The sequence below is a fragment of the Stenotrophomonas sp. SMYL41 genome (genome assembly GCF_036319965.1).
Classification (GTDB): Bacteria; Pseudomonadota; Gammaproteobacteria; order Xanthomonadales; family Xanthomonadaceae; genus Stenotrophomonas; species Stenotrophomonas maltophilia_R.
Genome location: NZ_JAWIRX010000006.1, coordinates 199,190 through 226,092 on the forward strand (window position 1 = coordinate 199,190; position 26,903 = coordinate 226,092).

Here is a 26,903-nt window from a genome sequence, read left to right on the forward strand (position 1 = left end):
CATTCTACCGACGCCCCGCCGCCCCTGCATGGCAGTCCTGAAGTACCTCACCGGCTATCCCGAACCCCTGGTCGCACAGGTCAGCGAACTGCTGGCGCAGGGCAAGCTTGGCCCCTGGCTGCAACAGCGCTACCCCGACCCGCATGAGGTGCGCAGCGACCGCCAGCTGTACGACTACACCCAGGACCTGAAGGACCGCTACCTGCGCAAGTCGGTGCCACTCAACAAGGTCTGCTACGACAACACGCTGGAAGTGATCAAGCACGCGCTGGGCACCCATACCGCCATCTCCCGCGTGCACGGCGGCCGCCTCAAGGCCAGCCGCGAGATCCGCATCGCCACCGTGTTCCGCCAGGCGCCAGCGGCATTCCTGCGCATGATCGTCGTGCATGAGCTGGCCCACCTGAAGGAAGCCGACCACAACAAGGCCTTCTACCAGCTGTGCCAGCACATGGAGCCTGATTACCTGCAGCTGGAGTTCGATACCCGCCTGTACCTGACCGAGCTGGCCAACCGCAGCCAGCGCTGACCGGCCGCAGCAGCTACACTGCGCGCCCCCTGCCCGACCTGCCCATCATGGAACCGATCCGTCTCGACAAACGCCTGTCCGCCCTGCTCGGCATCCCGCGCGGCGAAGCGCGACGCTACATCGAAGGCGGCTGGGTCACGGTCAACGGCGACGTGGTGGAACAGCCGCAGCGCCCGGTCGATGACAGCGCAGTGATCGTGGTGGCCGAACAGGCCAGCGATGAAAAGGCCGAACGGGTCAGCATGCTGCTGCACAAGCCGGCCGGTGTCGCCGCCGAAACCCTGTGCGCGCTGGTCAGCAGTGACAGCCGCAGCGAACTTGATGCCAGCGACATCCGTCCGCTGCAGCGTCACTTCCACGGCCTGCAGTTGGCCGCCTCGCTTCCGGCCAGCGACAGCGGGCTGGTGGTGGTCAGCCAGGACCCGGCCACGCTGGCCCACCTGCAGCGCAACCTGGGCCGCACCGAGCAGGAATACCTGATCGAAGTGGCCGAAGGCGGCCCCGAGCGCGGCCCGTGGCTGCTGGCGCGGCTGCAGCAGGAATCCGGCGGCGCCAAGGTCAGCTGGCAGAGCGAGCAGCGCCTGCGCTTCGCCGGCAAGGGCCTGACGGCCAAGGGCCTGCGTGTGGCGGTCAGCGCCGCCGGCCTGCAGGTCACTGCCGCGCGCCGCCTGCGTATCGGGCGCGTGGCGCTGGGGCCGCTGCCACCGGCGCAGTGGCGTTATCTGGGCAGCGACGAGCGGTTCTGAGGTAGGCGGGTCAGAGCCCTTGCCTGCGGCAAGGGATCCGACCCATCGGTGACGCCCTCTCGGGGTCGGATCCCTTGCCGCAGGCAAGGGCTCTGACCCCCTATCGATCCTGCAGGCATTCCTTCATCCATGGCGTGGATCTACCATCGGGGCATGAGCCTGCCCAACTCCTTGTGGCGACGCCTGATGCGCATCGCCGCGATCGTCATCGCCGCGCTGTTGCTGCTGGTCCTGTCCGGCCTGCTGCTGGCCGACCACCTCACGCCGCAGGCGCACGGCCCCCCCTCGCACGTGCTGCCGCTGCAGCCGGCGCAGACCCGCATCGACCAGCAGATCGTGCCGTTGCAGGCGGCCCATCCCGGCCAGTCCGGCGTGGCCTTCCTCAGCGATGGCCTGGATGCCTTCGCCGCGCGCGCGCTGATCACCAGCCAGGCCGGCCGCAGCCTGGACCTGCAGTACTACATCTGGCACGACGACCTGATCGGCCACCTGATGGCCAAGGCGCTGCATGACGCCGCCGAGCGCGGGGTGCGCGTGCGGATCCTGCTCGACGACATGAATGCCAAGGACAAGGACGCGCTGATGATGGCCCTGGACCGGCACCCGAACATTGAAATCCGCCTTTACAACCCGTTCCGCAACCGGACCGGCATCCTGCGCATGGTGGAGATGGTGCAGCGCTTCTTCAGCGTGAACCATCGCATGCACAACAAGAACTGGATTGCCGACGGCCGCGTCGCGATCGTCGGTGGCCGCAACATCGGCGAGGAATACTTCAGCGCACGCACCGATGTGAACTTCCAGGATCTGGACCTGCTGGTGGCCGGCCCTGCCGTGGAACAGGCCAATCGGATCTTCGACGACTACTGGAACAGTGAAGCAGCCATTCCAGTATCGGCGCTAGCCTTCCATACCGATGCACAGCTGCGCCTGCTGGTCCGCGAATCGGACCATGAAGCGCAGCGGGACGTGGCGCGGCCCTACCTTGCGCGCGTGGCCGAATCGCGCCAACGGCAGCGTCCAAGCCCCGAGCCATTGCACTGGAGTGGTGCGGTGCGCATTGTCTCGGACCCGCCGATGAAGCACCGCGACGATGATCGCGGGGCCTGGCTGGTGTCGACGCTGATCAGCGAGCTGCAGGCCGCCCGGCACAAGTCCCTGCTGATCTCGCCCTACTTCGTACCCGGCAACGAGGGCCTGGATGGCTTTTCGGCCATGGCCGGGCGGGGCGTGCAGGTCGGCGTGATCACCAACTCACTGGCCGCCAACGACGTCGCCGCCGTGCACGGTGGCTACATGGGCTACCGCGTGCCGTTGCTCGACGCCGGCGTCCACCTGTACGAACTGAAGGCGCAGGGGCAGTCCGGCGACGCCGGGGTCTTCGGCAGCAGCGGCGCGAGCCTGCATACCAAGGCGTTCCTGGTCGACGACCGCCGCGGTTTCGTCGGTTCATTCAACCTGGACCCGCGCTCAGCCTATCTGAACACTGAAATGGGCGTGCTGTTCGACGATCCGGTGCTGGGCGCACAGCTGCGGGACGAGTACCTGCGCCTGGCTGACCCCAGGCACAGCTGGTGGCTGGCGGTGGACGACCGCCGCCGGTTGCGCTGGCTGGAGCGAGAACCGCCACCGCACTGGGTGGAGGCCGAGCCGGGCGCCACGGCGCGCAAGCGCTGGTTGTCGCGGGCGATCAGCTGGCTGCCGGTGGAATCGCAGCTGTAGCGTTCAGGCGGGCGGCCCGACATCGTCCTTCGCCGCCTCATCCAGTGTTTCCACGCTGCGCCCATGCAGGCGCCGCCAGATCCAGCGCAGGGCATGCGGCGGTGCCGATGGCAGCTGTTCCAGCAGGGCCAGCATGCGGCTCTGGCTGGCATGCCCATGGCGGCACAACAGGCTGGCCGCTGCGGCGGCGCTGGCCAGGCGCAGGCTGTCGGCCAACGGTCCTTCTGCATCCACCGCCAAGGCCTGGTGAACCGGCTCAGGCAGCTCCCATGCGGCGGCCACCCGCTGCGCCAGCGGCAACGACCACTGCTGCAGCAGCTGCAGGGCCAACGCCGGCTCCATGGCCTCGCCACGGGCCTGCGCCTCCTGCAGCAGCTGGCGCATCACCAGTGCTGCACCCAGCCCCTGCACCAGGCCCAGCCACTGCGCGGCGAAGGCATCGCCGAAAGTGACCGTGCGCGCGTGGTCGGCCGCTGCACGCGATGCCAGCAGCGCGTGCTCCCAGATGATCGCGCTGAACTGCGGGAACACCTCGCATTGCACCTGCATCACCGGCTGCACCAGTACCGCACTGATGATCTGCCGCACGCCCTCGGTGCCGACCAGGGTCACCGCCCGCTGCAGGCTTTCGACCGGGCGCTCGTGGACCTTGTAGGCCGGGCTGTTGGCGATGCGCAGCAGGTTGCCGGTCAGCACCGGGTCCTGGCCGATGATCGCGGCCATCACCCGGGCCGAGGCGGCATCGTCGTTGACGGTCTGGATCAGCTGCGGCAGCAGCTGCGGCCGGCGGGGCAGCTGCCTGGCCGCCCAGTCGCGGTCCTGCAGCGCGCGCGCCACCGCTTCGCCCAGGCCGGGGTCCTGCACCGGTGCCGGCTCGCCTGCCAGCCGCGGGTACAGGGCCAGCGCATGCAGACCGCGTTGCAGGTGAGCGGCGATCTCCGCCGGCGGCAGCGCCTCGCCCTGCAGGCTCGCCGCAGCGGCAGCCACCGCCTGGCGGGACGCGGCAACCAGCCGCGCCGGTGCCGCCCCGGTCGAACGCGCCAGCCAGCCACGCAGCGATCGCCACCAGGCCGGTGTCATCGCCGCCCGCCCTGTCGTTGTAATGCCCTTGCCATCACTGACCGACCTGCCTCTTCACGCCCATCCGGCCACCCGCCGTCGTCGCAGCATCGGCCGCACTTTCATCTTCTTTAACCGGACGGCCACCAACGTCGACGGCAGCGGCCGGGGGAATGGACTAGAATGGCGCCGCGCGACCCGTCCCCCTGCCATGACGACGTCGCTTTTTTTGTTTTTGGGACCCTACCGTTCACTGGCCGTTCGCTGCAGTTCGCCGCTGTTCGCGCCATCGGAGACGCCATGCTATTCGAAACCCTCGCCACCACCGGCCACGAACAAGTGGTGTTCTGCCACAACCACGATGCCGGCCTGAAGGCGATCATCGCCATCCACAACACCACCCTGGGCCCGGCCCTGGGTGGCGTGCGCATGCGCCCCTACGCCAGCACCGACGAGGCACTGGCCGACGTGCTGCGGCTGAGCCGGACGATGACCTACAAGAATGCGCTGGCCGGCCTCAACGTCGGTGGCGGCAAGGCAGTGATCATCGGTGATCCGAAGGTGGACAAGACCGAGGTGCTGTTCCGCGCCTTCGGCCGTTATGTCGACTCGCTGGGTGGGCGCTACATCACCGCCGAGGACGTCGGCACCGACGTCAACGACATGGAAAACATCTACCTGGAGAGCCAGTTCGTGACCGGCGTGCACCAGGTCCATGGCGGCTCCGGCGACCCGGCCCCGTTCACCGCCTACGGCGCGCTGCAGGCGCTGATGGCGGCGATGCGCTTCAAGTTCGGCCATGAGGAAGTGGGCAAGACCAGCATCGCGGTGCAGGGCCTGGGCCACATCGGCATGGAGCTGGTCAAGCTGCTGCGCGACCGTGGTGCCAAGCTGTATGTCACCGACCTGGACAGCGCGCTGGTTGATCGCGCGGTCAGCGATTTCGGCGCCGAAGCGGTCAAGCCGGACGAGATCCACGAAGTGAACGCCGACGTGTTCGCACCGTGTGCGCTGGAAGGCGCGATCAACGCCGACACCCTGCCGCGGATCAAGGCGAAGATCATCTGCGGTACCGCCAACAACCAGCTGTCGAGCCTGGAAATCGGCGATGAACTGCACGCCCGCGGCATCCTGTATGCACCGGACTATGCGGTCAACGCCGGTGGCGTGATGAACGTGTCGCTGGAGATCGACGGCTACAACCGCGAACGCGCGATGCGCCTGATCCGCAGCATCTATCACAACCTCACCCGCATCTTCGAACTGTCGCAGCGCGAGAACATCGCGCCGCAGCGGGCGGCCGACCGCATCGCCGAAAGCCGCATCCTGTCGATCGGCAAGCTGAAGATGCCGCTGGGCCGCAGCACCCCGCGCCTGGGCAACCTGCGCGGCGGCTGAGCCTGCCAATGTCGCGCCGGGGCTGACGTCCCGGCGCGAGCGCCCATTCAGAACCCGGTGCTGTAGCGAAGTGCCGCCTGGCGCGCGCCCTCGCCACCAACGCGCTGGTCGAAGCCCAGGCTCAGGCGGCCATTACGGCCCCACCACGACTCCAGCGCCACGCCGAACAGCGCACTGCCGCGCGGCGCGTTCCAGCCCGCCAGCGGCGCCCAGGCATCGACACCAACGAAGCTGGCCTGCCAGCCCGCATCGGCACCGTCGAGCCGCTGCTGCCATTCGGCATGCCCACGCAGCGTCCAGCGCCCCCAGCCGCGCTCGCCACGGATGCCGGCCAGCATCTGGCTGCGCTGCACGCGGTTGGCATCACCACGCAGGCCGAAGCCGAACCCGCCCAGCTCGTTGAAGGCATCGGTATCCACGCGCGTGGTGCTGGCACCCAGGTACGGTGTCAACGACGCACCCGGGCGCCCGAAACGATAACCACCTTCGACGCTGGCACTGCTGAAGCGTCCACCGTAACGTGCGGAAACACCATAGGCACCGGCGCCCAGCAGCAACTGGCGGTCCAGCGCACGTGTGAACTGGCCGCTGCCGACCTGGGCCAGCGCATAGCCCCGGCCCAGGTTCCAGCCGGCATACAGCTGCGCCTGCGCCTGGCGATCACGCCCACGATCGCCGCCGAAGCTGCTGCCACCATTGCTGCGGGTCTCGCCGAAGGCCACGCCCATCAGCCCATTGCTGCCCAGCGGCAGGTCCTGACCGGCCATCCAACCGCGGCTGTCGGCGGCATTGCCGGCAAAGCTGCCCTGCCCGGCCTCACCGAGCGCGCTCTGCCAGGCCCCGCGCAGGCGCGGCGCAGCCTGCACGCGATCAAAACGCTCGGCAATCGCACGGCGTGACATGTCGATGCTGTCGAAGGTGGCTGACTCGGCCCGCGCATGCGCCTGCCCGGACAGGCTCTGCAAGCTGGCCTCCAGCCCTTTGCTGCCACCGCCGGTCCACTGCAGCGCACCGGCCGCCGTACCGAAGGCCGAACCCTGCAGCGCCTTATTGCCATCGAGCGCACTGAACGCACCGTCCACGCGTTGCGCAGCGGACTGCGCCGAGGCCGTGAGCCCGGTCGCCGCCGCCGTGACGCTGACCTGGGTCAGGTTCAACCAGGCATTGTTGCTGTCATAGCCATAGCTGCTCTGCAGCAGCGACAGTCCCTGCAGGCCGCTGGAAGTGGCCGGAGCGCTGAAGGTGCCGCTCAGGCCACCGGCGGCGTGGATCAGGTCCTGGCGGCTGCCGTTCTGCGGCACATAGCCGGAGACGAAGCCATGCACGCGCACGCCACCATTGATCGTGGCGTTGCCGGTTACCTGCAGCGCATTGGCACCAAGCGCGATCATCAACTGCGCGCCCGCCTGCTGGGTGTAGTTGCCCTCGATGGTGCCGGTGGTGTTGCCGGTGGTGAGGAACACGCTGCTGCCGTTGACCACGTTGCCGATCACGCGCGGTGTACCGCCATTGAACTGCAGGCCGGTCGAATCCGGATCGGGCTGGCCGAGGATGGTCACGTTGGAACGGATGACACCGCCGTTCTGTAGCGACAGGATGCCGCGCTCGATGCGGGTGGCGCCGCTGTAGTTGTTGTTGCCCGCGAGCACCAGGGTGCCCCCGCCCTGCTTGACCAGTCCGCCGCTGCCGACGATGTCGTTGCTCCACTTCGAGCCTGTCGAAGCCACATCCACGTTGGCGACCACATCGCCCCAATCGAAGCGGCCAGGACCGTTGATCGCACGGCCGATGTCGAGCAGGCCATAGCCGAACACCGCATCCACGCCGGGCGCGCCGATGTCCTTGGCGGTGCCCAGCAGGGTCTGCCGCACCAGGTTGTTGTCGAAGTACGGATAGCGCTGCCAGACCAGCGCGGCGGCGCCGGAGACCAGCGGCGCGGCGAAGGATGTGCCGTAGTTCCAGTAGTAGGTGCTGCCATTGGCGTCCGGATAGACCGCGCTGCCCGGCGCCGCCAGGCAGTAGCGCGCGGCCTGGCCACAGGCATTGGCGTAGCTGGCCAGCGTGCCCGGTGCATACGGATCCACGGCGGTCGCCACCAGCCAGCCGCGCTCCAGGTCGGCCGCCGGCAGCGAGCCGGCAACGCCCTGCTGGCTGGGCAGGGCGGCCAGGCTGCTCGGTTCGGTGCGCGCATCGTTGCCGGCCGCGAACACCACCAGGCCGCCATGGTTGATGACGAACGGACGGTACTCGGCCGCTACCTGCGCGGTGGTCGGCAGGTCGGTCCAGTACAGGCCGCCCCACGAATTGTTCATCACCTTCACGTTGTAGCTGATCAGGTCCTGGTGGACCTGCGCCACGCCCAGCGGGCCACTGAAGGAATTGCCCTTGCCGCTGCCGTCATCGACGGGCGGCTTGTCGGCGATGATCCGCGCCGAAACGATCTGCGCACCGGGGGCGATGCCGCCCGGCCAGGATCCCACCGACGCGCCGGCAGCCAGGCTGGCCACCGCCGTGCCGTGGCCCACCACGTCGTCCACCAGCAGGTTGTTGCGCGCCGGATCGATGTAGTTGAGGTTGCCCACCACCCGCCCGTTCAACGCCGCTGCGTTGCGCTGTACGCCCGAGTCGACGATGCCGATGCGCACGCCCTGCCCGGTCAGGCCGGCGGCCTGTGCGGCACGCGCATTGGTCACTGACAGGTGCGCGTCGAAGGCCGGTTCCTGCGGCTTGGCCGGAGGCGGTGTCGTCGGAGGGGGCGTGGTTGGGGGTGTCGGGGTGGTCGGGGGCGGATCGATGCGGACATTGCCGCCGCCTCCACCGCCGCCACATGCCGTCATTGCCATCGCCAGCGCCGTTGCCAGCGCGGACCTCACCATCATCGTGCGTTCCATCGATTCCTTCCCATGAACGTTGGCCTGCCTACATCCCGGCAGGCGTGCGGTGCCACCCAGCGGCGGCCCTCCCCGACCCTCTATACTTGGGCCGACCCCCACGCAGTCTGCCGGGAAACCGCGTCGCTTCCAACGTCTGCGGTCTCCTTTCCGAACATTGCTCACGCATCAACGAGATTGCCATGTCCAACATCGTCATCGCCGCCGCCAAGCGCACCGCCATCGGCTCCTTCCTCGGCCAGTTCAACGGCGTGCCGACCCCCACCCTCGGCGCGGCCGTCATCGCGGCCGCCCTGGAACAGTCGGGCGTACCGGCCGGCGACGTCTCCGAAGTCCTCATGGGCTGCGTGCTGCCGGCCAACCTCGGCCAGGCGCCCGCCCGCCAGGCGGCGATCGCCGCCGGCATTCCGCTGTCGACCGGTGCCACCACCCTCAACAAGGTGTGCGGTTCGGGAATGAAGACCATCATGCTCGGCCATGACCTGATCAAGGCCGGTTCGGCCAGCATCGTGGTCGCCGGTGGCATGGAATCGATGTCCAACGCCCCGCACCTGCTGCCGAACTCGCGTACCGGCAATCGCTTCGGCAACTTCCAGGCGGTCGACCACATGGCCCACGACGGCCTGGTCAACGCCTACGACGGCAAGGCCATGGGTGAATTCGCCGAATGCGCCGTGGACAAGTACCAGTTCAGCCGCGAGGAGCAGGACGCCTACGCGATCGAATCGGTGAAGCGCGCGCAGGCCGCACAGGCCAACGGTGCGTTCGCCGACGAGATCGTCGCGGTGAAGGTGGCCACCCGCAAGGGTGATGTCGAGGTCGCCATCGACGAACAGCCGGGCCGCTCGGACATCGCCAAGATCCCGACCCTGCGCCCGGCCTTCAAGAAGGACGGCAGCGTCACCGCCGCCAGTTCCTCCAGCATCTCCGACGGCGCCGCCGCAGTGGTCCTGCTGACCGAGGAAGACGCGGCCGCACGTGGCATCACTCCGCTGGCGCGCATCGTCGGCCACGCCACCCATTCGCAGGAACCGGAGTGGTTCACCACCGCCCCGATCGGCGCGATCCACACGCTGCTGGCAAAGACAGGCTGGTCACTGGACCAGATCGACCTGTTCGAAATCAACGAAGCCTTTGCCGTGGTGGCGATGGCACCGATGCGTGAACTGGGCATCCCGCACGACAAGCTCAACGTGAATGGCGGGGCCTGCGCACTGGGCCATCCCATCGGTGCCTCCGGTGCACGCCTGGTGGTGACCCTGGTCAACGCCCTGCGCACGCGCGGTGGCAAGCGCGGCATTGCCACCTTGTGCATCGGTGGCGGCGAAGCAACGGCAATCGCCATCGAATTGATTTAAAAAGGTTTAACGACGATTTCGCAAAAATGAATGCGGGATCGCTTGACACCCAATCTTGGCTTGTCATCATGTTGTCGGCGCGCAGCATGCGCGTTGCCTAATTCTAACGACGAGGATTTACACAATGAGCATCAACAAGCTGCTGGTCGCGATGTCCCTGGCTCTGGCCCTGGCCGCCTGCTCGAAGCAGGAAGCTGCCCAGGACGCCGCTGCTTCGGCCAACGAAGCCGCCACCGAAGCCCAGGCTGCTGCCGACCAGGCCGCCGCTGCCGGCGCCCAGACCGCCGACGCTGCCCAGCAGGCTGCCAACACCGCCGCCACCGCTGCTGACGCTGCGACCGATGCTGCTGCCAGCACCGCTGCTGCCGCGACCGACGCTGCTGCTGGCGAAGCCAAGGACGCTGCCAAGGCTGCCGAAGCTACCGCTGAGCAGGCCAAGGACGCTGCTGAAGAAGCCAAGAAGTAATAACTTCTTTCTTCACGCTGTTCTGGAAAAGCCGCTGGTCCGCCAGCGGCTTTTTCTTTGCACCGATGCCACCGCGTACCACTGGCATCGCGACCCCGTCTTCACAACGGCATGAATAGGCTGGCGTCCCCATCCATTGCAGTACCGGAGACCGCCATGAAGATTCGCCCGATCACCACCACCCTGCTGGCCGCCTCCCTGCTGCTGGCCCTGGCCGCCTGCAAGGGCCCGGAAGCCGAACAGGCCAAGCAGGACGCACAGCAGGCCGCTGACAGCGCTGGTGCGGCCGCCCGTGATGCGGTCGACAGGGCAGCAGAAGCCACCCGTGACGCCGCCGACAAGACCGCTGCAGCCTCCGAGCAGGCCGCCGCCGATACCCAGCAGGCACTGGACACGGCCGCAGACGCCACCGCAAACGCTGCTGACAAGGCCAAGGACGCCGCGACCGACGCCGCTGCACACGCCAGCGATGCCACCGCCAACGCCGCGCAGAAGGTGGCCGACAAGGCCCGCGACGTCGCCAATGACGCGAAGTCGAACGCGGCCAAGGAAGAAGCCAAGCACTGAGGTGTACCGCCAGCCGGGCATGGGCTCGGCGCTACAGGAAAAGCCGCGGCACTGCCGCGGCTTTTCTGTTTTTCGCTTTCCGCTTTTTCTGTTGATTCCGTGGTGGACGCGTACGGAAAGTGTCCAAGGACGCGCGGGCAGGTCGCGCAGGGGCGCAAGCGCCATGGATGGCGCGCCCGAGCCTACAAGGACGTATCCACGGCGCCCCCGCGCGACCAGCCCGCGCGCGCCCCACCCACAGTATCGGCGCCCATCACGAGGGGCACCGCCGTTGGCCGCCTCCTACGGCAGCGCGCGCACCAGCATCGCCGACAGATCCACGCCCGCCGGCAGCGTCCCGAACACCAGCCCATGGTTCCCTTCCAGCCGGCTGCGCACGAACGCTTCAGCCATCGGACTGCGCGCACGCAACAGCAACGCGGCCTGCAACAGCAGCGCGGTGCGCTCGCAGAACAGCCGCGCCTGCGACTCATCCGGTGGTGGCGCCGCTGCCCAACGCTGCAAAGCCGCTGCATAGCGCGCATCACGATCGGCCACCGCCGCCAGTTCAGCGCGCAGCGCCGCCAGCGTCTCCGGCTCGCGCGCCAGCGCACGCAGCACGTCCAGGCACTGGATGTTGCCGCTGCCTTCCCAGATCGAATTCAACGGTGCCTGCCGGTACAACCGCGGCAGCATCGATTCCTCCACATAGCCCGCACCGCCCAGGCATTCCTGCGCTTCATTGACGAAGGCCGGCGCGCGCTTGCACAGCCAGTACTTGCCCAGCGCCGTCCCCACCCGTGCCAACGCAGCTTCGTTGGCATCCATGCCGGCCCGATCCACCGCACGTGCGATGCGCATCGACAATACCGTGGCCGCTTCCGACTCCAGTGCCAGGTCGGCCAGCACATTGGCCATCAACGGGTGCTCGACCAGCGGCTTGCCGAACGTGCGGCGATGACGTGCGTGATGCAGGGCCTGCGCCAGCGCCATGCGCATTTCCGCCGCCGCACCCAGCATGCAGTCCAGGCGGGTCATCATCACCATGCCGATGATGGTGGCCACGCCGCGTCCCTCCTCACCCACGCGCCACGCCTGCGCCCCGCAGAACTCGACTTCGCTGGAGGCATTGGCCCAGTCGCCGAGCTTGTCCTTCAAGCGCATCAGCCGGAATGCGTTGCGGTCGCCGTCAGCCAACCGGCGCGGCATCAGCAGGCAGGTCAGCCCGCCCGGCGCCTGCGCCAGCACCAGGAAGCCATCGCACATCGGCGCGGAAAAGAACCACTTGTGGCCCACCAGGCGATAGCGCTCGCCATCGATCGGTTCGGCGCGCGTGCTGTTGGCGCGCACGTCCGAACCTCCCTGCTTCTCGGTCATGCCCATGCCCAGGGTAATGCCGTCCTTGTCCGTCACCGGCACATCGCGCGGGTCATAGACCGGCGCGGCGGCCTTGCGCGCCCACTCGGCCAGATGCGGCTGCGATTGCAGCACCGCCACTGCCGCATGGGTCATGGTCAGTGGGCAGCTGGTGCCCGCTTCGGCCTGGTGGTGCAGATAGCTCAGCGCCGCCCGCGCCACGTGCGCACCCGGCTGCGGCTCGTGCCAGGACAGGCCCGCCACGCCATGTTGCTTCGCTGCGCCCATCAGCTGGTGGTAGGCCGGATGGAACTCCACCGCATCGATGCGGTGGCCCTGCGCATCATGCGTGCGCAGGCGGGGTCGATCGCGGTTCGCGTCGAAGCCAAGCCGGTACAGCTCGTCACCCGCCAGCGCGCCATAGACCGCCAGTCGCGGCACGAAGCTGCCAGCGCCTTCGCGCTGCGCGGCGTCCATCAATGCCATGTCGTCAGTCCACAACTGGCGCCCCGCGAACGGCGGCGGCTGGTTGAGCACCACATGGGTTTCGTACGGCGCGTTGCTGCTGAAGCTGGGTCCACTCATCCGGTCCGTCCTGGCGGCAAGAGGTGTGCGGTTCGATTGTGCCGCATCGCCTGCCAAGCCCGTGTTCAGGCCGATTCTCACCCTGTGCACGAGCGGCCGGCCACAGTGATCACATGGCAGTCAACGACGATCTGGTGGTCCTGCGCCCCGAAGGGCTGTACTGCGCCGCCGGTGATTTCCACATCGACCCCTGGCGACCGGTAGCGCGCGCGGTCATCACCCATGGCCACGGCGATCACGCACGCCCGGGAATGGGCGAATACCACTGCAGCGACGGCAGCCTGCCGATCCTGCGCTGGCGCCTGGGCGATGTGCCGGTGCAGGCGCATGCCGAGGGCGTGCCGTTCCGCCTGGGCCAGGTGCAGGTATCGCTGCACCCGGCCGGCCATGTACTCGGGTCTTCGCAGGTGCGCATCGACGACGGGCAGCAGGTCTGGGTAGCGTCCGGCGACTATAAGCGCCAGCCTGATCCAACCTGTGCGCCATTCGAAGTGGTGCCCTGCGATACCTTCATCACCGAGGCGACCTTCGCCCTGCCGATCTACCGTTGGCCGGACACGCCCACCGTCGCTGCGGAGATCGTGGCATGGCGCCGCGAATGCGAGCAGCGCGGCGAAGCTGCGATCCTGCTGTGCTATGCACTGGGCAAGGCGCAACGGGTGCTGGCCGAACTGCTGCCGCTGGACGATCGCCCGGCCTGGCTGCACGGTGCCATCGCCAATGGTGTGGCGGTGTACCGGCAGGCCAACGTGCCAATGCTGGAGACGCTTGCGGTGGCCGAGCAGGGTCGCCAGCCGGATGCCGCCGGCCAGTTGATCCTCGCCCCGCCCTCGGCTGCCGGCACACCGTGGATGCGCCGCTTCGGCCGCCACCAGTTGGGCTTCGCCTCGGGCTGGATGCAGCTGCGCGGCAACCGGCGTCGCCGCAACGTCGATCGTGGCTTCGTCATTTCCGATCACGCCGATTGGCCCGCACTGCTGCAGACCATCGAACAGACCGGCGCGCAGCGGGTGATCGCCACCCATGGCAATACCGATGCGTTGATTCCCTTCCTGCGCGAGCGCGGCGTGGCGGCCGAAGCCTTCCGTACCGATTTCGGGAGCGAGGAATGAAGGCTTTCGCTGCGCTCTACCAGCGCCTGGACCGCAGCACCGCCACCCTGGACAAGCGCGCAGCGCTGGTCGATTACTTCCGCCAGGCAGGCGCGCATGATGCGGCGTGGGCGCTGTACCTGCTCAGCGGTGGCAAGGTCGGTGGCGCACGCCGGAAGATCGCCGCCAGTGGCGAACTGCGCACCTGGATCGCCGAGGAATCGGGGCTGCCACCGTGGCTGGTGGAAGACAGCTATGCGCAGGTCGGTGACCTCGCCGAGACACTGACCCTGCTGCTGGATGATCCACCACAGCCTTCGCCCGACCGCCCGTTGGCCGAATGGATCGAACAGCACCTGCTGGCGGTGGCCAACCAGCCCGAAGCGGTGCGCCGTACGGCGGTCGTCGCCGGCTGGCGGCAGCTTTGCAGCGGCGAACGCCTGGTGTTCAACAAGCTGCTGACCGGCGCCTTGCGCGTCGGCGTCTCGCAGCGCCTGGTGCAGCAGGCACTGGCGGAGTGGTCCGGCCTGGACATCGCACGCATCGCCCAGCGCATGCTGGGCGAATGGGTGCCCTCGCCCGGGCTGCTGGGCCAGCTGCTGTCGCCGGATGAGCTGCCACTGGACCGGCAGCAACCCTACCCGTTCTTCCTCGCCTCGCCATTGGAAAGCGATCCTGCCGAACGCCTCGGCCCTATCGAAGATTGGCTGCTGGAATGGAAGTGGGATGGCATCCGCCTGCAGCTGCTGCGTCGGCGTGGTGAGGTCGCATTGTGGTCACGCGGCGAAGAGCGGCTGGATGGCCGCTTCCCCGAAATCGAGCAGGCGGCGATGGCGCTTCCCGATGGCTGCGTACTGGACGGCGAGCTGCTGGCCTGGGACGACGCCACCGACCTACCGCGTGCATTCACCGCACTGCAGACCCGCATCCAGCGCCGCAAACCCGGTGCGGCCACCCTGCGCAACACGCCGGTGCGCGTGCTCGCCTATGACCTGCTGGAACTCGATGGCGCGGACCTGCGTGAGCATCCGTTGCAGGAACGGCGTGCACGGCTTGCCGAGATCGTCGGTGCCCTGGGTGATGCACGGATCCGGCTGTCACCCGACGTTGCCGCCGAAGACTGGCCGCAGGCTGCAGGGATGCGGGAAATAGCGCGCGAACGCGGCGTGGAAGGGCTGATGCTGAAACGACGTGGCTCGCCCTACCAGGCCGGGCGACGCCGCGGCGACTGGTGGAAATGGAAGGTCGATCCGCTCACCATCGATGCGGTGCTCTTGTATGCGCAGGCCGGCCATGGGCGGCGCAGCACGCTGTATACCGACTACACGTTCGGCGTCTGGGACGGCGACGCGCTGGTACCGGTGGCCAAGGCCTATTCGGGCCTGGATGACAAGGAAATCCTCGCGCTCGACCGCTGGATCCGCGCCAACACCCGCGAGCGCTTCGGACCGGTGCGCAGCGTGCGCGCCGAACAGGTGTTCGAGCTGGGCTTCGAGGCAGTCAACCGCAGCAGCCGGCACAAGTCCGGTATCGCCGTGCGCTTTCCGCGCATCCTGCGCTGGCGCCACGACAAGCCGGCCAGCGAGGCCGATCAGCTGGCCGCCCTGCAGGCGCTGGCGCGATGAACCGCAGCCAGGCCCTGCGCCAGCTGGAAGACTGGTTCGCGTCGAAAGGCTGGCGCTCGCTGCCGTTCCAGCGCGCGATGTGGCGGCACTATCTCGCCGGCGGATCCGGGTTGCTGCACACGCCCACTGGCAGCGGCAAGACACTGGCGATGTTCGGGGGACCGCTGCTGCAGGCCATGATCGCCCCACCGCCCCCGCCCCGGCGCGCAAGCGCGGTGCGCCCACTGCAGGTGCTCTGGGTGACGCCCCTGCGCGCGTTGGCCAGCGACACCGCGCGCGCACTGCAGGCCGTGGTTGATGGGGTGGGGCTTGGATGGCGCGTCGGCCTGCGCAGTGGCGACGCCAGCAACCGCGAACGACGACAGGCGCGCGAGGGCCGCATCGACGTACTGGTCACAACGCCGGAATCGCTGGCGCTGCTGCTGAGCTATCCGGATACGCTGCAGCGCATGCGCCAGCTGCGCTGCGTGGTGGTGGACGAATGGCACGAGCTGCTGGGCAGCAAGCGTGGTGTGCTGCTGCAGTTGAACCTGGCGGTGTTGCGCGAGGCCGCGCCTGCATTGCAGCTATGGGGCCTATCGGCCACGCTGGGAAACCTGCAGGAAGCGCGCGACGTGCTGCTGCCCGGGCAGCCGGATGCACCGATCGTGCAGGGCGTGCGCCCGCGCGCAATCAGCGTGCGCAGCCTGCTGCCGGACCCCGGCGAACGTTTCCCGTGGGCCGGGCATCTCGGCCTGGCGCAGCTGCCACGCGTACTGGAGGCACTGATGCAGGCGCGCAGCAGCCTGCTGTTCACCAACACCCGTGCGCAGGCAGAACTGTGGCACCAGGCGCTGGCGGCGGTCTGGCCGGAAGACCCGGCCACGTTGGCGCTGCACCACGGCTCGCTGGATCCGGCGCTGCGCCAGGAGGTGGAAGACGGGCTGCGCGCGGGCATGCTGCGCTGCGTCGTTGCCACCTCCAGCCTCGACCTCGGCGTGGACTTCCCCGAGGTTGAACAGGTACTGCAGCTGGGCAGCCCGAAGGGCGTGGCGCGCCTGCGCCAACGCGCCGGACGCGCACGCCACCGTCCGGGTGCCAGCGGCTCGATCCTGTGCGTCCCCAGCCATGCGCTGGAGCTGGCCGAGTACGCCGCGGTGCGCCGTGCATTGGCCGAAGGCGTGGTCGAAGCACGCAGGCCACCGACGCTTTCGCTGGATGTGCTGGCCCAGCATGCGGTCAGCCGCGCTCTGGCTGGCGGCTTCGACAGCGCCGCGCTGCTGGCGCAGGTACGGCGTACCCATGCTTTCGCGTCTCTCGGCGACGATCAATGGCAGGCCGTGCTCACGTTCATCGTGCAGGGCGGCCAGGCGCTGGCCCAGTACCCCGATTTCCACAAGGTCGTGCGTGATGCCGATGGGCAGTACCGCATGCACGACCGTCGCCAGGCGCTGCGCCATCGGCTGTCGATCGGCACCATCAGCAGCGATGGCAGCGTGCGCGTGCAGTTCCTGCGCGGCGGTAGCTTGGGCGCCGTGGAAGAACAGTTCGCCAGCCGCCTGCGCCGAGGCGATCGCTTCCAGTTCGCCGGACGCCTGCTGGAGCTGGTGCAGCTGCGCGACATGACCGCCTTCGTGCGGTTGGCACGAGGGCGCGGTGACGGTGTCGTGCCACGCTGGCAGGGCGGCCAGCTGCCGCTGTCGATGCCGCTCGGCCGCGAGCTGGAGTGGGTCCTGTCCGGGGCCGACGACAGTGCCGAATCACGCTGGCTGTCACCCCTGCTGGCACTGCAGCAGCAGTTGTCGTCGCTTCCCGGCCCTGGCCACCTTCTGGTGGAAGAGGTGCGACGCCGCGAAGGCCAGTTCCTGTTCGTCTATCCCTTTGCCGGCCGCCACGTGCATGAGGCGCTGGCCGCCCTGCTGGCGCTGCGCTGCACCCGTCAGCAGCGCAACAGCATCGGCTATGCCGTCAATGACCATGGCCTGGTGCTGGCACCGGCACAGGCAATCGATCTGGACGCGGCGCAATGGCGTGCGCTGTTCAGCCCCGATCAGCTGCTCGACGATCTGCGTGCCGCGGTGAACCTGGGCGAGCTGGCGCGCCGCCAGTTCCGTGGCATCGCACGGGTAGCTGGCCTGCTGGTACCCAGCCTGCCCGGCGGCATGCCGCGATCACTGCGCCAGCTGCAGGCCTCGGCGGGCCTGCTCTTCGACGTGCTGCGCGAGCACGATCCTGAGCACCTGCTGCTGGCGCTGGCCGAGCACGAGGTGCTGCACGACAGCCTCGACCTGCCCGGGTTACAGCAGGTACTGGCAAGGATCGGCACGCAGATCCTCTCGATGCAGCGTCCATCGTCACTTACACCACTGGGCTTCCCGTTGTGGGCCGAACGCCTGCGTGGGCAGTTCAGCAACGAGGACTGGCGTACCCGCGTGCAACGCGCGGCCCAGCAGCTGGAGCGCCGCCATGGCCGATGAACTGCCGCTGCTGCGCGCGGGCGAATCGCTGAGTCTGCTTGGCGCGCGTGCGCTGTACTGGCCCGCGCGGCAGGCGCTGTTGATCGCCGACCTGCACCTGGGCAAGGCCGATGTGTTCCGCCGCGCCGGCATCGCACTGCCCAGTGGCGGCACTGGCGAAGACCTGCAACGCCTGCAGGAACTGCTGGACCGGCATGCCTGCCGCGAGCTGTGGATCCTGGGCGACATCCTGCATGGACCGGCGCATCGCGCCGCGTGGTACCAGCAATGGCTGGGATGGCGCGAACGCAATACCGCACTGGACGTGCACGTCCTGCGCGGGAATCACGATCACCAGCTGCCACATGCCCAGCTGCAGGTACAGGTCCACGACGAAGTACGGCTGCAGCCGTTCCTGCTTCGCCATGAGCCGACGCCCGATGCGGAGCTGCATGTGATCGCCGGGCATCTGCATCCGCAGGTCGCCTTGGCGCCGTTGCGACGGCGCTTCCCCGCATTCTGGCTGCGCGAGAGGATGACGGTCCTTCCGGCCTTTTCCGCGTTCACCGCCGGAATCGTGCCTGTTCCCGCTCTCGGCGAACAGATGGTCGCCTGCGTGGAAAACGGCCTGGTGGAACTGCCAGTGGTTTGAATCAGGCCGGACCAATGCCCAGCTGCGGCATCAACTGGAACTCGGGCGTGTCATCTTCGCGTCGCCGCGGCAGGGCCTGGGTTGCCGCCAGCATCTCCTGCGCGCAGGCACGGATGCGTGCGTGGTGCTCCGGCGATGCATGACTGATCAGGCTGCCCACATGGAATTCAAACACGTCCTCCAGTACGTCGGGCTGGTCCTCGTGCAGCATCTGCAACAGTCCGCGCAGCTTGCAGATTTCCGATTCCAGCTCCTCGACCGCGAACAACATGGCGTCCTCCTCTTCAACAACAGGCGGCACGTCCGGGCCGCAACAGGCCGCAACGGCAGCGCCGCCCGGGCCACGCGCGATGTTGATCACGGAAATGAAAACGGGCGACGCGCAATCGCGTGCAATCTACTTCTCGCATATCCACGGTGAGGCAACCGTTAATTCACGTGACGGCGTGCTTCACGCCGTTGCCGCGGCCACGTGCGCGCGAGGTGGTTCGGCGGCGCTGGCCAGCGCGCCGATGAATGCCGGATCCAGCGCAAGCGAACCGAACCAGCCATGCTGGGTACCACTGAGCACGCGCAGCATGTGGCCACGTCCTCCGGGCAGGCGCCCCATCGGGCCGAGCAGTACGTCGCGCGCCTTCGCCCAGGCGTCACGATCGGACTGGAACAGCGGCGTCAGCCAACGGCTCCAGCGCTGGTAGACCGCAACGTGCGCCCTGCGCTGCGCCTGGTAGGCCTGCAATGCAGCGGCACCGCCACCATGCGCGCGCACGACATCACGCAGTGCCAGCGCATCGAGCAGCGCCATGTTCACGCCCTGCCCCAGCTGCGGGCTCATCGCATGCGCGGCATCGCCGGCCAGCACCATGCGGCCGTGATGCCAGCGCGCCATCACAGCGTCACGGTAGACCGCGCGCGCCAGCTGGCCGGCATCATGCAGATGCGCGAAACGCGCACTGGCCTGCGGCCACAGCGCGTGCAGTTCGTCCAGCCAAGGCGCCATGCCATCGGCTTGCCAACGTTCGAAATCCGCGCGTGGCAGGCTCCAGAAGAAACTGAGGCGCGGCGTGTCATCACCGGGCCGCGTACCGACCGGCAGCAGCCCGATCATCTTGCGCGCGGCCACGTAGCGCTGGCGCAGCTCCTGCAGGTGCGGCCAGTCCTCGGCCGGCAGCAGGCACCACAGCGCTCCCCAGGGATACACCCGGTCCAGCCCGGTACCGCCTTCGATCGTGCTGCGCAGTGTCGAGGCGGCACCATCGGCGGCCACCACCAGATCAAACGGGCCATGCATGCGCCCGTCACTGTCGCGCAGGCGGCCCTGCGCGGCATCTACTGCGGCAATGGTGACGCCGGCATGCAGCTGGCCCGCACCCGCACGCGCCGCGTCCAGCAGCGAGAACAGCGCCCCACGCTGCATGCCGAGGCCATGCAGCCGCGCATCCAGGCCGTCATAGCGCATGTCCATCACCGCGCGTTCGCACGGGGTATCGCCATACAGGCGGTGCACCGGCGCGGCATGCGCGCGCACGGCATCAAGCAGGCCCATCTGCCACAGCACCTGCAGGCCGCTGGGTTGCAGCAGGAAGCCGGCGCCAACGGGCCCCGGCGTGGGCACGCGTTCGAAGATCTCCACCTCGTGGCCATCACGGGAGAGCAGGATGGACACTGCCTGTCCGGCGGTGCCGTAGCCGATCACGGCGATACGCAGTCGTTCCTTCATGGCCGCATTGTGCCCGAGCGCAATTCCGGATGACCATCTGCACTCCTGCCCCCGGCAGCACAATCCTTGCCGTGACGCAAAAAAAACCCCGCCGAAGCGGGGTTTTCAACGCACTGTCGAGTGGATCACTCGGCCGGCGTGATGTTCGAAGCCTGGGCACCCTTCGGGCCCTGGGTCACGTCATAGGTGACACGCTGGCCTTCCTGCAGGCTGCGGAAGCCCTTGGAGTTGATGGCGGAGAAGTGCGCGAACACGTCGGCGCTGCCATCCTCCGGCGAGATGAAGCCAAATCCCTTGGCGTCGTTGAACCACTTGACGGTACCGTTCGGCATGGTGATGCGAGACCTTATGCAATGAATGGGTGGTGTACGCTGAACCCGCGCACAAGCTGAGTATGCAAAGCTTGCTCGGGGAAGACAATCACCCCCGCGCCAATTCGCCCACCAGTTCCGGAAGTCCGTTGCTGGCCGCCTGCACATTGGCCAGCACTTCAGCCATCGTAATCTCCTCGCCATCACCACAACCGGCGGCCCAGTTGGCGATGATCGCCAGGCAGGCGTAATCCAGCCCCAGCTCCCGCGCGAGTGCGGCTTCCGGCATGCCGGTCATGCCCACCAGATCGCAACCGTCGCGGCGCATGCGGGCGATTTCGGCGATGGTTTCCAGGCGCGGGCCCTGCGTTGCGCCATAGCAGCCACCGTCATGGACCGTGACACCGGTCACTTTGGCTGCCGCCAGAATCTTGCTGCGCAGCATCGGCGTGTACGGATGGCCGAAATCGACGTGGACCACGTCGGTGCCTTCTTCTTCACAGATCGTGCTGATGCGGCCCCAGGTATAGTCGATGATCTGGTCCGGGCAGGCCAGCACGCGCGGACCAAAGTGTTCGGTGATGCCACCGACCGTGTTCAACGCCAGCACGCGCTGCGCGCCCAGCTGCTGCAGCGCGGCCAGGTTGGCGCGGTAGTTGATCTTGTGCGGCGGCAGCGAATGCCCCTCGCCATGCCGCGCCAGGAACGCCACACGATGGCCGAGCAGCGTGCCCACCCGCACCGGGCCGGACGGGCGACCGAAACGGGTGTCGACCTCGTGGGTCTGCACGTCGTCAAGCTTGGCCAGGTTGTAGACACCGGTACCGCCAATCACGGCCAGGGCGATCTGTTGCATTCGAAGCACTCCATGAAAAGACGAACGCCGGCACCCGAGGATGCCGGCGATGGAAGAAGACGCGCTGTGGGCAGCTACGCCGTTATTCCTTCATCGCGTAGATGGCCGGCACGCAGCGCAGGGTTTCGTTGACGTCCATGCCGAAGCCGAACACGTAGCGGTCCGGCAGCTCGATACCCGCGTAATCGGCGGTCACGTCCGGCAGTGCGCGGTCGTGCTTCTTCACGGTCATCGCGGCGATGCGTACGTCGGTCGCGCCCTGTTCCAGGCACCAGGTGCGCACGCCCTGCAGGGTGTAACCCTCGTCGAGGATGTCGTCGACCAGCAGCACGCGGCGGCCGAACAGCGAGGTGGCCGGCTTGTGCTTCCAGACCAGGTCGCCGCCGGTGGTTTCGCCTCGGTAGCGGGTGGCGTGCAGGTAATCGAACTGCACGTCCTGGCCGCGCGCGCCCAGTTCCAGCGCCAACTGGCCGGCAAACGGCAGCGCACCATGCATGATCGACAGGAACAGCGGCACCTCGCCCTTGTAATCGCGCGCGATGGCGTCGGCGATACCAGCGATGGCCTTGTCGATGGTGGGACGGTCGACCAGCAGGTCAGCCTGGGCCAGGGCCTGGGAAATGGTGAGGTTGGGCATCAGACGGTTCTTCCAAGGGTTTCAAGCAGACGGGATTGGGTATCGCCATGGCGGGCATCGGCCAGCAGGCCGTCCCAGCCAAGCGCGCCGCGGCCGAGCAGGCCCAGCAGCGCAGCAGTATTGAGGGAGCGTCCCTGCACGGCGTGCAGGGCTTCATCGACCAGTTCCGGGTGGCAGACCAGCACGACGTCGCAGCCGGCATCCAGGTGTGCATGCACGCGCGCCGGCACGCCGCCGGCACTGTGCGAGGCGGCCATGCCGATGTCATCGGAGAACACCACGCCGCGGAAGCCGAGCTCGCCGCGCAGGATGTCCTGGATCCAGCGCGGGGAATAGCCGGCCGGCTCAGGCGCCACCTGCGGGTAGATCACGTGCGCCATCATCACCGCGTCGGCACCGGCGGCGATGCCGGCCTGGAACGGGACCAGGTCCTGCGTGCGCAGTTCCTCCAGCGCGCGCGGATCGATCGCGGTATCGACGTGGGTGTCTTCCAGCACGGTGCCGTGGCCGGGGAAATGCTTGAGCGTGGCGGCCATGCCGACCGCATGCATGCCACGCACGTAGGCGGCGGTGAACGCGGCCACCACCTGCGGGTCTTCACTGAAGGCGCGGTCGCCGATGGCGCGGTTACCACGGCCAAGGTCGACCACCGGCGCGAAACTCAGGTCGAGGCCGCTGGCGCGCACCTCGCTGGCCATCAGCCAGGCGTGCTGCTCGGCCAGGGCCAGCGCCCGCTGCGGATCGGTCGCGTACAGCGCGCCGATCTCCTGCAGCGGCGGCAGCGCGCTGTAGCCCTCGCGGAAGCGCTGCACGCGGCCGCCTTCCTGGTCCACGCAGATCAGCTGCGGGCGCGGGGCAGCGGCGCGGATCGCCGCGCTCAGATCGGTCACCTGCTGGCGCGACGCAAAGTTGCGCTTGAACAGCACCACCCCGGCCACGGCATCGTGCTGCAGCCAGTCGCGTTCCTGGGCGGTCAGTTCGGTGCCGGCAACGCCGATCAGCAGCATGGTCGATCTCCACAACACGCGCCCGCATGGCGCAGTGCCGCATTGTCGCAGAACCGGCCGACAGGCGCAGTGGTCAGAAAAAGGGGACGGAGGGGATTAAGTCGCAATCGGCCCCAGCGGGCTGGATACGTCCTGATCCCCACCATCCCCTTTTGAGGGCCTGATCAGACCTTGCAGCCGTCCGGGCCGCAGGCCTCGTCGCCGCCCGCCAGGGTGCTCGGGGTGCCCTGTTCGGCCGCGATCTGGCGCAGGGCGTTGGCGAATGCCTCTGGGGGCTGTGCTCCGGAAATGGCCCAGCGGCTGTCGATGACGAAGGTCGGCACCGAGGAAATGCCCAACGCGCGGGCCTCCTCCAGCTTTGCTTCAACTTCGGCCAAGCCTCGGTCGGAGGCCAGCATCTGCGCGATTTCACCAGCGTCGAGGCCGCCTGCCACACCGGCCTTGATCAGCACCGAAGGGTCCGCCAGGTTCTGGCCAAGCTCGAAGTGGGCGCGGAACAGCGCCTCCCCGACCGCATCCTGCACGCCGTGCTGTCCGGCCAGCCACAGCACCCGGTGCGCCGGCAGCGTGGTCACCCGCACCTGGCCTTGGCTGAAATCCATGGGCAGGCCCTCGGCCCGTGCGGTGGTCTGGGTCTGGCCGAGGATCTGCTCGGTACGCTCGACGCCACCAAACTTGCGCACGTAAGCCTCGCGCAGCGGCACCGGGGTGTCGTCCGCGTCCGGATCCAGCTGGAACGGCTGCCAGTGGATATCGAGTTCAGGCGCATTGGCGCCCAGCAACTGCACGCCCTGCTGGAAGCGGTGCTTGCCGATCCAGCACCAGGGGCAGACCACGTCGGAGTAGATGTCGATTCTCATCCCCCCGACATGGGGCCCGCCTCCCTCGAAAAAAGGGGACGGAGGGGATTAAGTCGTTTCCCGCACAAGTGGGGTAAAGACGACTTAATCCCCTCCGTCCCCTTTCTGGGGTTTCACCATTGTGAATAGGGGCGGCTGGCCAGCGCGACGTTGTAGTAGCGCGCGTCGTCGGTGACTTCGACGCCCACCCAGTCCGGCAGGTCGATGGCCTGGTCGGCGCTGTCCAGCTCGACTTCGGCCACGATCAGGCCGGCGTTGTCGCCGAGGAATTCGTCCACTTCCCAGGTCAGGCCGGCGTGTTCAACCAGATGGCGGCGCTTGTCGATCAGCCCCCCCACGCACAACGCCAGCAGCGCGCGCGCATCGTCCACCGGGATCGGGTAGTCGAACTCCTGGCGGGTATGGCCGATGGTGCGCGACTTCAGGTTCAGGGCAGCGTGGTCGCCTTCGATGCGCACGCGCACCGAGGCGTTCTGGGTGCCGCGGTCGAGCGCGCCCATGTCGTTGATGTAGCCCTGCGCCATCGGGATCACCCGGTGCGCGGCGGTGCGCCAGCCATCACTGCTGACGAGGAATTTGCGTTCGATTTCGATGCCCATCGCGCCATTATGCGCGATGGGTGATGACAACCTGTCAGCGCTTCTCGAACACTGCGATGCTTTCCACATGCGCGGTGTGCGGGAACATGTCCATGGCGCCGGCACTGACCAGGGTGAAGCCCTGCTCATTGACCAGATAGCCGGCATCGCGCGCCAGCGAGCCCGGGTGGCAGCTGACGTAAACGATGCGCTTGAACTGCTTCAGCGGCAGCTGCTGCAGCACTTCGATCGCGCCCGAGCGCGGCGGGTCCAGCAGCAGCTTGTCGAAGCCCTGGCGCATCCACGGGGTGCTGCGCTGGTCCTGGGTCAGGTCGGCGCTGAAGAACTGCGCGTTGGCGAGGCCGTTGCGCTCGGCGTTCTCACGCGCACGCGCGACCAGGCCGGCATCGCCTTCCACGCCGACCACCTCGCGCACGCGGCGCGCCAGCGGCAGGGTGAAGTTGCCCAGGCCACAGAACAGGTCCAGCACGCGCTCGTCGTCCCCCGGTTCCAGCAGGTCCAGGGCGTGGGCGATCATCTTCTCGTTGAGCTTGGCATTGACCTGGATGAAGTCCAGCGGACGGAACGCCAGCTCGACATCCCACGGCGCCAACCGGAACGACAGCGGCACACCCTGCCCGTCCAGCGGTTGCACCGTGTCCACGCCGCCGGACTGCAGGTAGATCACGAAGCCATGCTGCTGGCCGAAGGCGGCCCAGGCCACGCGGTCGGCATCGCTGAGCGGCTGCAGATGGCGCACGGTCAGGACCACGGCCTGGTCACCGGCGATGAACTCGATCTGCGGGATGTCACGCTTGCCATCGAGTGACTCGATGAAAGTGGACAGCGCCTCGACCTTGGTGCCGATCTCGGGGATCACGGTCAGGCACTGGCTGAGGTCGGCGACGAAGCGCGGATCCTGTTCACGGAAGCCGACCAGGGTCTTGTCCTTCTTCTCGACCCGCCGCACCGAGAAGCGGCCCTTGCGGCGGTAACCCCAGCTCTCACCGACCAGTGGCGCCAGCACGGTGCCCGGCTTCACATGACCGATCCGCTCCAGGTTGTCCATCAGCACGCGCTGCTTGGCGACAATCTGCTGGTCCTCGTCCAGGTGCTGCAGCACGCAACCGGCGCAGGTACCGAAATGAGGGCACTTGGGGGTCACCCGCTGCGGCGAGGCCTGCAGCACTTCCACGGTGCGCGCCTCGTCGAAATGGCGGCTGCGGGCGGTCTGTTCAGCCATCACCACCTCGCCGGGCAGCGCGCCACTGACGAAGGTGACCTTGCCGCCCTCGCCTTCACGGCGGGCGACACCGCGACCATCATGGCTGAGGTCGAGGATCTCGGTCTGGAATGGGGTACGGTCGGTGCGGGAACGGGATCGGGCCACGTGGCAACAGGCTGCGGGCAAAAATGGGGGCGTATTGTCGCAGATCCTGACCGACGGGGCCGGGACCCGCTTGCGCCCGTGGCCGCCGTGCTTGATGATTGGGACAGCTGACATGGAGGCAGCCCTGATGCAGATGACCCCGCGGGCCGCACGGCCCCGCTTCCTGCTTGTCGAGGACGACATCATCAGCCGCGGTTTTTTCAAGGCGGCGTTGGAAACGTTACCGGCGGATGTGGATACCGCAGATTCGCTGGCCAGTGCCCTGGCCAGTGCCGAACCCGGCGCGCATGATCTGTGGCTGATCGACGTCAACCTGCCAGACGGCAATGGCGCGCAGCTGCTGCGCGAGCTGCGCCGTTCACACCCCGACACGCCGGCGCTGGCACATACCGCCGACGGCGATACCTCCATCCACGCCCGCCTGCGCGAAGCCGGTTTCAGCGACACCCTGGTCAAGCCACTTGGCCGCGACCAGCTGCTGAAGGCGGTGCGCCGTGCGCTGGTCAACAGCCCGGCGGGAATCTTCGTTGCACAGGCTCCGGCCGCAGTCGAGCTGGCCGTACAGGACTGGGACGAGACCGCAGCCCTGGCCGCGCTCAATGGCCAGCGCAACCACCTGATCGCCCTGCGCGAGCTGTTCCTGGCCGAGTTGCCGGGCGTGCGTGATGCAGTGGAGCAGGCGGTGGACCAGCACGACGAGCGCAAGCTGCGCAGCCAGCTGCACCGGCTGCAGGCCAGCTGTGGCTTCGTGGGAGCGGCACGGTTGGGCCGGGCGGTGCGCCAGCTGCATCATGCGCCCGAGTCTGGACAGGCCCAGGCGGGGTTCCGCGATGCGGTGGCTGCCCTGCTGCATTGAGGGGTGTTCGGCAGGGCTGCGCCCTGCACCTGCAGAGGCTTCAAGCCAAGGCAACGGCAAGAGCAAAAACTGGAATTCCGTGGGCTGGTGGGGGGGGGGGGGGGGGGGGGGGGCGGTGGGGGGGGGGGGGGGGCCCCCCCCCCCCCCCCCCCGGCCCCCCCCCCCCCCCCCCGGCCCCCCCCCCCCCCCCCCCCCCCCCCCGCCCCACCTCTGACAGATTTCCGCGATC

At 68.1% G+C, this 26,903-nt stretch carries 24 protein-coding genes; 12 read left to right on the forward strand and 12 right to left on the reverse strand.

From position 1 onward, the window contains the following. The first annotated feature begins 28 nt into the window (after positions 1–28). The 3 genes from V3B30_RS09750 (at position 29) to V3B30_RS09760 (ending at position 2,997) form a co-directional block, all read left to right on the forward strand. Positions 29–529, forward strand: a complete 501-nt coding sequence (locus tag V3B30_RS09750; RefSeq protein WP_100473548.1) for a M48 family metallopeptidase — start codon at positions 29–31, stop codon at positions 527–529. Between the two features lie 47 nt (positions 530–576). After that, positions 577–1,275 (forward strand): RNA pseudouridine synthase, encoded by a 699-nt coding sequence (locus V3B30_RS09755; protein ID WP_100473549.1) that lies wholly within the window; start codon positions 577–579, stop codon positions 1,273–1,275. 129 nt (positions 1,276–1,404) lie between these two features. Further along, positions 1,405–2,997 (forward strand): phospholipase D family protein, encoded by a 1,593-nt coding sequence (locus tag V3B30_RS09760; RefSeq protein ID WP_262083434.1) that lies wholly within the window; start codon positions 1,405–1,407, stop codon positions 2,995–2,997. A 3-nt stretch (positions 2,998–3,000) separates the two neighbouring features. Here V3B30_RS09760 and V3B30_RS09765 read toward each other — a convergent pair whose 3' ends face one another. Beyond that, the gene (locus V3B30_RS09765; protein WP_262083435.1) at positions 3,001–4,077 is read right to left on the reverse strand and encodes an HDOD domain-containing protein; all 1,077 of its coding nucleotides are present in this window, start codon (positions 4,075–4,077) and stop codon (positions 3,001–3,003) included. Positions 4,078–4,356: 279 nt separating this feature from the next. Between V3B30_RS09765 and V3B30_RS09770 the strand changes: the two genes are divergently transcribed. Continuing rightward, a complete protein-coding gene (locus V3B30_RS09770; protein WP_008264553.1) occupies positions 4,357–5,454 on the forward strand; it encodes a Glu/Leu/Phe/Val dehydrogenase dimerization domain-containing protein in 1,098 nt (365 codons plus the stop codon). A 47-nt stretch (positions 5,455–5,501) separates the two neighbouring features. Here V3B30_RS09770 and V3B30_RS09775 read toward each other — a convergent pair whose 3' ends face one another. Next, positions 5,502–8,345 carry an autotransporter serine protease gene (locus tag V3B30_RS09775; protein WP_262083436.1) on the reverse strand — a complete coding sequence of 948 codons (2,844 nt, stop codon included), beginning with the start codon at positions 8,343–8,345 and terminating at the stop codon, positions 5,502–5,504. A 182-nt stretch (positions 8,346–8,527) separates the two neighbouring features. Between V3B30_RS09775 and V3B30_RS09780 the strand changes: the two genes are divergently transcribed. The 3 genes from V3B30_RS09780 (at position 8,528) to V3B30_RS09790 (ending at position 10,736) form a co-directional block, all read left to right on the forward strand. Then, entirely contained in the window at positions 8,528–9,703 is a 1,176-nt protein-coding gene (locus V3B30_RS09780; RefSeq protein ID WP_262083437.1) for a thiolase family protein, read from the forward strand. 124 nt (positions 9,704–9,827) lie between these two features. After that, positions 9,828–10,169, forward strand: a complete 342-nt coding sequence (locus tag V3B30_RS09785; protein WP_049413058.1) for a hypothetical protein — start codon at positions 9,828–9,830, stop codon at positions 10,167–10,169. A 156-nt stretch (positions 10,170–10,325) separates the two neighbouring features. After that, positions 10,326–10,736, forward strand: a complete 411-nt coding sequence (locus V3B30_RS09790) for a hypothetical protein (protein ID WP_262083438.1) — start codon at positions 10,326–10,328, stop codon at positions 10,734–10,736. Positions 10,737–11,018: 282 nt separating this feature from the next. Here the strand turns inward: V3B30_RS09790 and V3B30_RS09795 are convergent, their stop codons facing one another. Beyond that, entirely contained in the window at positions 11,019–12,656 is a 1,638-nt protein-coding gene (locus V3B30_RS09795; RefSeq protein ID WP_262083439.1) for an acyl-CoA dehydrogenase family protein, read from the reverse strand. 113 nt (positions 12,657–12,769) lie between these two features. Between V3B30_RS09795 and V3B30_RS09800 the strand changes: the two genes are divergently transcribed. From V3B30_RS09800 to pdeM, 4 genes are read left to right on the forward strand one after another with little or no spacing between them, the layout of a single operon-like run. Next, positions 12,770–13,768, forward strand: a complete 999-nt coding sequence (locus V3B30_RS09800; protein WP_262083440.1) for a ligase-associated DNA damage response exonuclease — start codon at positions 12,770–12,772, stop codon at positions 13,766–13,768. Continuing rightward, complete coding sequence (locus tag V3B30_RS09805; protein ID WP_262083441.1) at positions 13,765–15,372, forward strand: ATP-dependent DNA ligase; 1,608 nt, start codon at positions 13,765–13,767, stop codon at positions 15,370–15,372. The genes V3B30_RS09800 and V3B30_RS09805 overlap by 4 nt, the downstream gene beginning before the upstream one ends. Next, the gene (locus tag V3B30_RS09810) at positions 15,369–17,828 is read left to right on the forward strand and encodes a ligase-associated DNA damage response DEXH box helicase (protein ID WP_262083442.1); all 2,460 of its coding nucleotides are present in this window, start codon (positions 15,369–15,371) and stop codon (positions 17,826–17,828) included. The genes V3B30_RS09805 and V3B30_RS09810 overlap by 4 nt, the downstream gene beginning before the upstream one ends. After that, the gene (gene pdeM / locus V3B30_RS09815) at positions 17,818–18,459 is read left to right on the forward strand and encodes a ligase-associated DNA damage response endonuclease PdeM (protein WP_262083443.1); all 642 of its coding nucleotides are present in this window, start codon (positions 17,818–17,820) and stop codon (positions 18,457–18,459) included. The genes V3B30_RS09810 and pdeM overlap by 11 nt, the downstream gene beginning before the upstream one ends. A gap of 1 nt (position 18,460) precedes the next feature. Here the strand turns inward: pdeM and V3B30_RS09820 are convergent, their stop codons facing one another. The 9 genes from V3B30_RS09820 to rlmD form a co-directional block, all read right to left on the reverse strand. Continuing rightward, a complete protein-coding gene (locus V3B30_RS09820) occupies positions 18,461–18,730 on the reverse strand; it encodes a hypothetical protein (RefSeq protein WP_100473560.1) in 270 nt (89 codons plus the stop codon). A 180-nt stretch (positions 18,731–18,910) separates the two neighbouring features. Beyond that, a complete protein-coding gene (locus tag V3B30_RS09825) occupies positions 18,911–20,179 on the reverse strand; it encodes an NAD(P)/FAD-dependent oxidoreductase (protein WP_262083444.1) in 1,269 nt (422 codons plus the stop codon). A gap of 125 nt (positions 20,180–20,304) precedes the next feature. After that, positions 20,305–20,511, reverse strand: coding sequence for a cold-shock protein (locus tag V3B30_RS09830; protein ID WP_005410590.1), 207 nt, complete (start codon positions 20,509–20,511; stop codon positions 20,305–20,307). An 88-nt stretch (positions 20,512–20,599) separates the two neighbouring features. Next, positions 20,600–21,346, reverse strand: coding sequence for an S-methyl-5'-thioinosine phosphorylase (locus tag V3B30_RS09835; protein WP_049430529.1), 747 nt, complete (start codon positions 21,344–21,346; stop codon positions 20,600–20,602). 82 nt (positions 21,347–21,428) lie between these two features. Further along, entirely contained in the window at positions 21,429–21,983 is a 555-nt protein-coding gene (locus tag V3B30_RS09840; RefSeq protein WP_005410592.1) for a hypoxanthine-guanine phosphoribosyltransferase, read from the reverse strand. Then, positions 21,983–22,990, reverse strand: a complete 1,008-nt coding sequence (nagZ, locus tag V3B30_RS09845; protein WP_262083445.1) for a beta-N-acetylhexosaminidase — start codon at positions 22,988–22,990, stop codon at positions 21,983–21,985. The genes V3B30_RS09840 and nagZ overlap by 1 nt, the downstream gene beginning before the upstream one ends. 164 nt (positions 22,991–23,154) lie before the next feature. Further along, positions 23,155–23,850 (reverse strand): DsbA family oxidoreductase, encoded by a 696-nt coding sequence (locus tag V3B30_RS09850; RefSeq protein ID WP_262083446.1) that lies wholly within the window; start codon positions 23,848–23,850, stop codon positions 23,155–23,157. A gap of 113 nt (positions 23,851–23,963) precedes the next feature. Continuing rightward, positions 23,964–24,449 (reverse strand): CYTH domain-containing protein, encoded by a 486-nt coding sequence (locus tag V3B30_RS09855; protein ID WP_262083447.1) that lies wholly within the window; start codon positions 24,447–24,449, stop codon positions 23,964–23,966. A 34-nt stretch (positions 24,450–24,483) separates the two neighbouring features. Then, positions 24,484–25,818: a 23S rRNA (uracil(1939)-C(5))-methyltransferase RlmD gene (rlmD, locus tag V3B30_RS09860; RefSeq protein ID WP_100473565.1), complete on the reverse strand. Its 1,335-nt coding sequence runs from the start codon at positions 25,816–25,818 to the stop codon at positions 24,484–24,486. 127 nt (positions 25,819–25,945) lie between these two features. On the opposite strand from rlmD, the gene V3B30_RS09865 reads away from it, so the two are divergent. Continuing rightward, a complete protein-coding gene (locus tag V3B30_RS09865; protein WP_262083448.1) occupies positions 25,946–26,674 on the forward strand; it encodes a hybrid sensor histidine kinase/response regulator in 729 nt (242 codons plus the stop codon). Positions 26,675–26,903: the final 229 nt, after the last annotated feature.

Coding starts and splice junctions, on each gene's coding strand:
- V3B30_RS09795 (WP_262083439.1), bottom strand. CDS start 12,656: ATGAGTGGACCCAGCTTCAGCAGCAACGCGCCGTACGAAACCCATGTG.
- V3B30_RS09855 (WP_262083447.1), bottom strand. CDS start 24,449: ATGGGCATCGAAATCGAACGCAAATTCCTCGTCAGCAGTGATGGCTGG.
- V3B30_RS09775 (WP_262083436.1), bottom strand. CDS start 8,345: ATGGAACGCACGATGATGGTGAGGTCCGCGCTGGCAACGGCGCTGGCG.
- V3B30_RS09835 (WP_049430529.1), bottom strand. CDS start 21,346: ATGCAACAGATCGCCCTGGCCGTGATTGGCGGTACCGGTGTCTACAAC.
- V3B30_RS09820 (WP_100473560.1), bottom strand. CDS start 18,730: ATGTTGTTCGCGGTCGAGGAGCTGGAATCGGAAATCTGCAAGCTGCGC.
- nagZ (WP_262083445.1), bottom strand. CDS start 22,990: ATGCTGCTGATCGGCGTTGCCGGCACCGAACTGACCGCCCAGGAACGC.
- V3B30_RS09765 (WP_262083435.1), bottom strand. CDS start 4,077: ATGACACCGGCCTGGTGGCGATCGCTGCGTGGCTGGCTGGCGCGTTCG.
- V3B30_RS09770 (WP_008264553.1), top strand. CDS start 4,357: ATGCTATTCGAAACCCTCGCCACCACCGGCCACGAACAAGTGGTGTTC.
- V3B30_RS09780 (WP_262083437.1), top strand. CDS start 8,528: ATGTCCAACATCGTCATCGCCGCCGCCAAGCGCACCGCCATCGGCTCC.
- V3B30_RS09805 (WP_262083441.1), top strand. CDS start 13,765: ATGAAGGCTTTCGCTGCGCTCTACCAGCGCCTGGACCGCAGCACCGCC.
- pdeM (WP_262083443.1), top strand. CDS start 17,818: ATGGCCGATGAACTGCCGCTGCTGCGCGCGGGCGAATCGCTGAGTCTG.
- V3B30_RS09800 (WP_262083440.1), top strand. CDS start 12,770: ATGGCAGTCAACGACGATCTGGTGGTCCTGCGCCCCGAAGGGCTGTAC.
- V3B30_RS09755 (WP_100473549.1), top strand. CDS start 577: ATGGAACCGATCCGTCTCGACAAACGCCTGTCCGCCCTGCTCGGCATC.
- V3B30_RS09785 (WP_049413058.1), top strand. CDS start 9,828: ATGAGCATCAACAAGCTGCTGGTCGCGATGTCCCTGGCTCTGGCCCTG.
- V3B30_RS09865 (WP_262083448.1), top strand. CDS start 25,946: ATGCAGATGACCCCGCGGGCCGCACGGCCCCGCTTCCTGCTTGTCGAG.
- V3B30_RS09760 (WP_262083434.1), top strand. CDS start 1,405: ATGGCGTGGATCTACCATCGGGGCATGAGCCTGCCCAACTCCTTGTGG.
- V3B30_RS09840 (WP_005410592.1), bottom strand. CDS start 21,983: ATGCCCAACCTCACCATTTCCCAGGCCCTGGCCCAGGCTGACCTGCTG.
- V3B30_RS09825 (WP_262083444.1), bottom strand. CDS start 20,179: ATGAAGGAACGACTGCGTATCGCCGTGATCGGCTACGGCACCGCCGGA.
- V3B30_RS09810 (WP_262083442.1), top strand. CDS start 15,369: ATGAACCGCAGCCAGGCCCTGCGCCAGCTGGAAGACTGGTTCGCGTCG.
- V3B30_RS09850 (WP_262083446.1), bottom strand. CDS start 23,850: ATGAGAATCGACATCTACTCCGACGTGGTCTGCCCCTGGTGCTGGATC.
- V3B30_RS09830 (WP_005410590.1), bottom strand. CDS start 20,511: ATGCCGAACGGTACCGTCAAGTGGTTCAACGACGCCAAGGGATTTGGC.
- V3B30_RS09790 (WP_262083438.1), top strand. CDS start 10,326: ATGAAGATTCGCCCGATCACCACCACCCTGCTGGCCGCCTCCCTGCTG.
- V3B30_RS09750 (WP_100473548.1), top strand. CDS start 29: ATGGCAGTCCTGAAGTACCTCACCGGCTATCCCGAACCCCTGGTCGCA.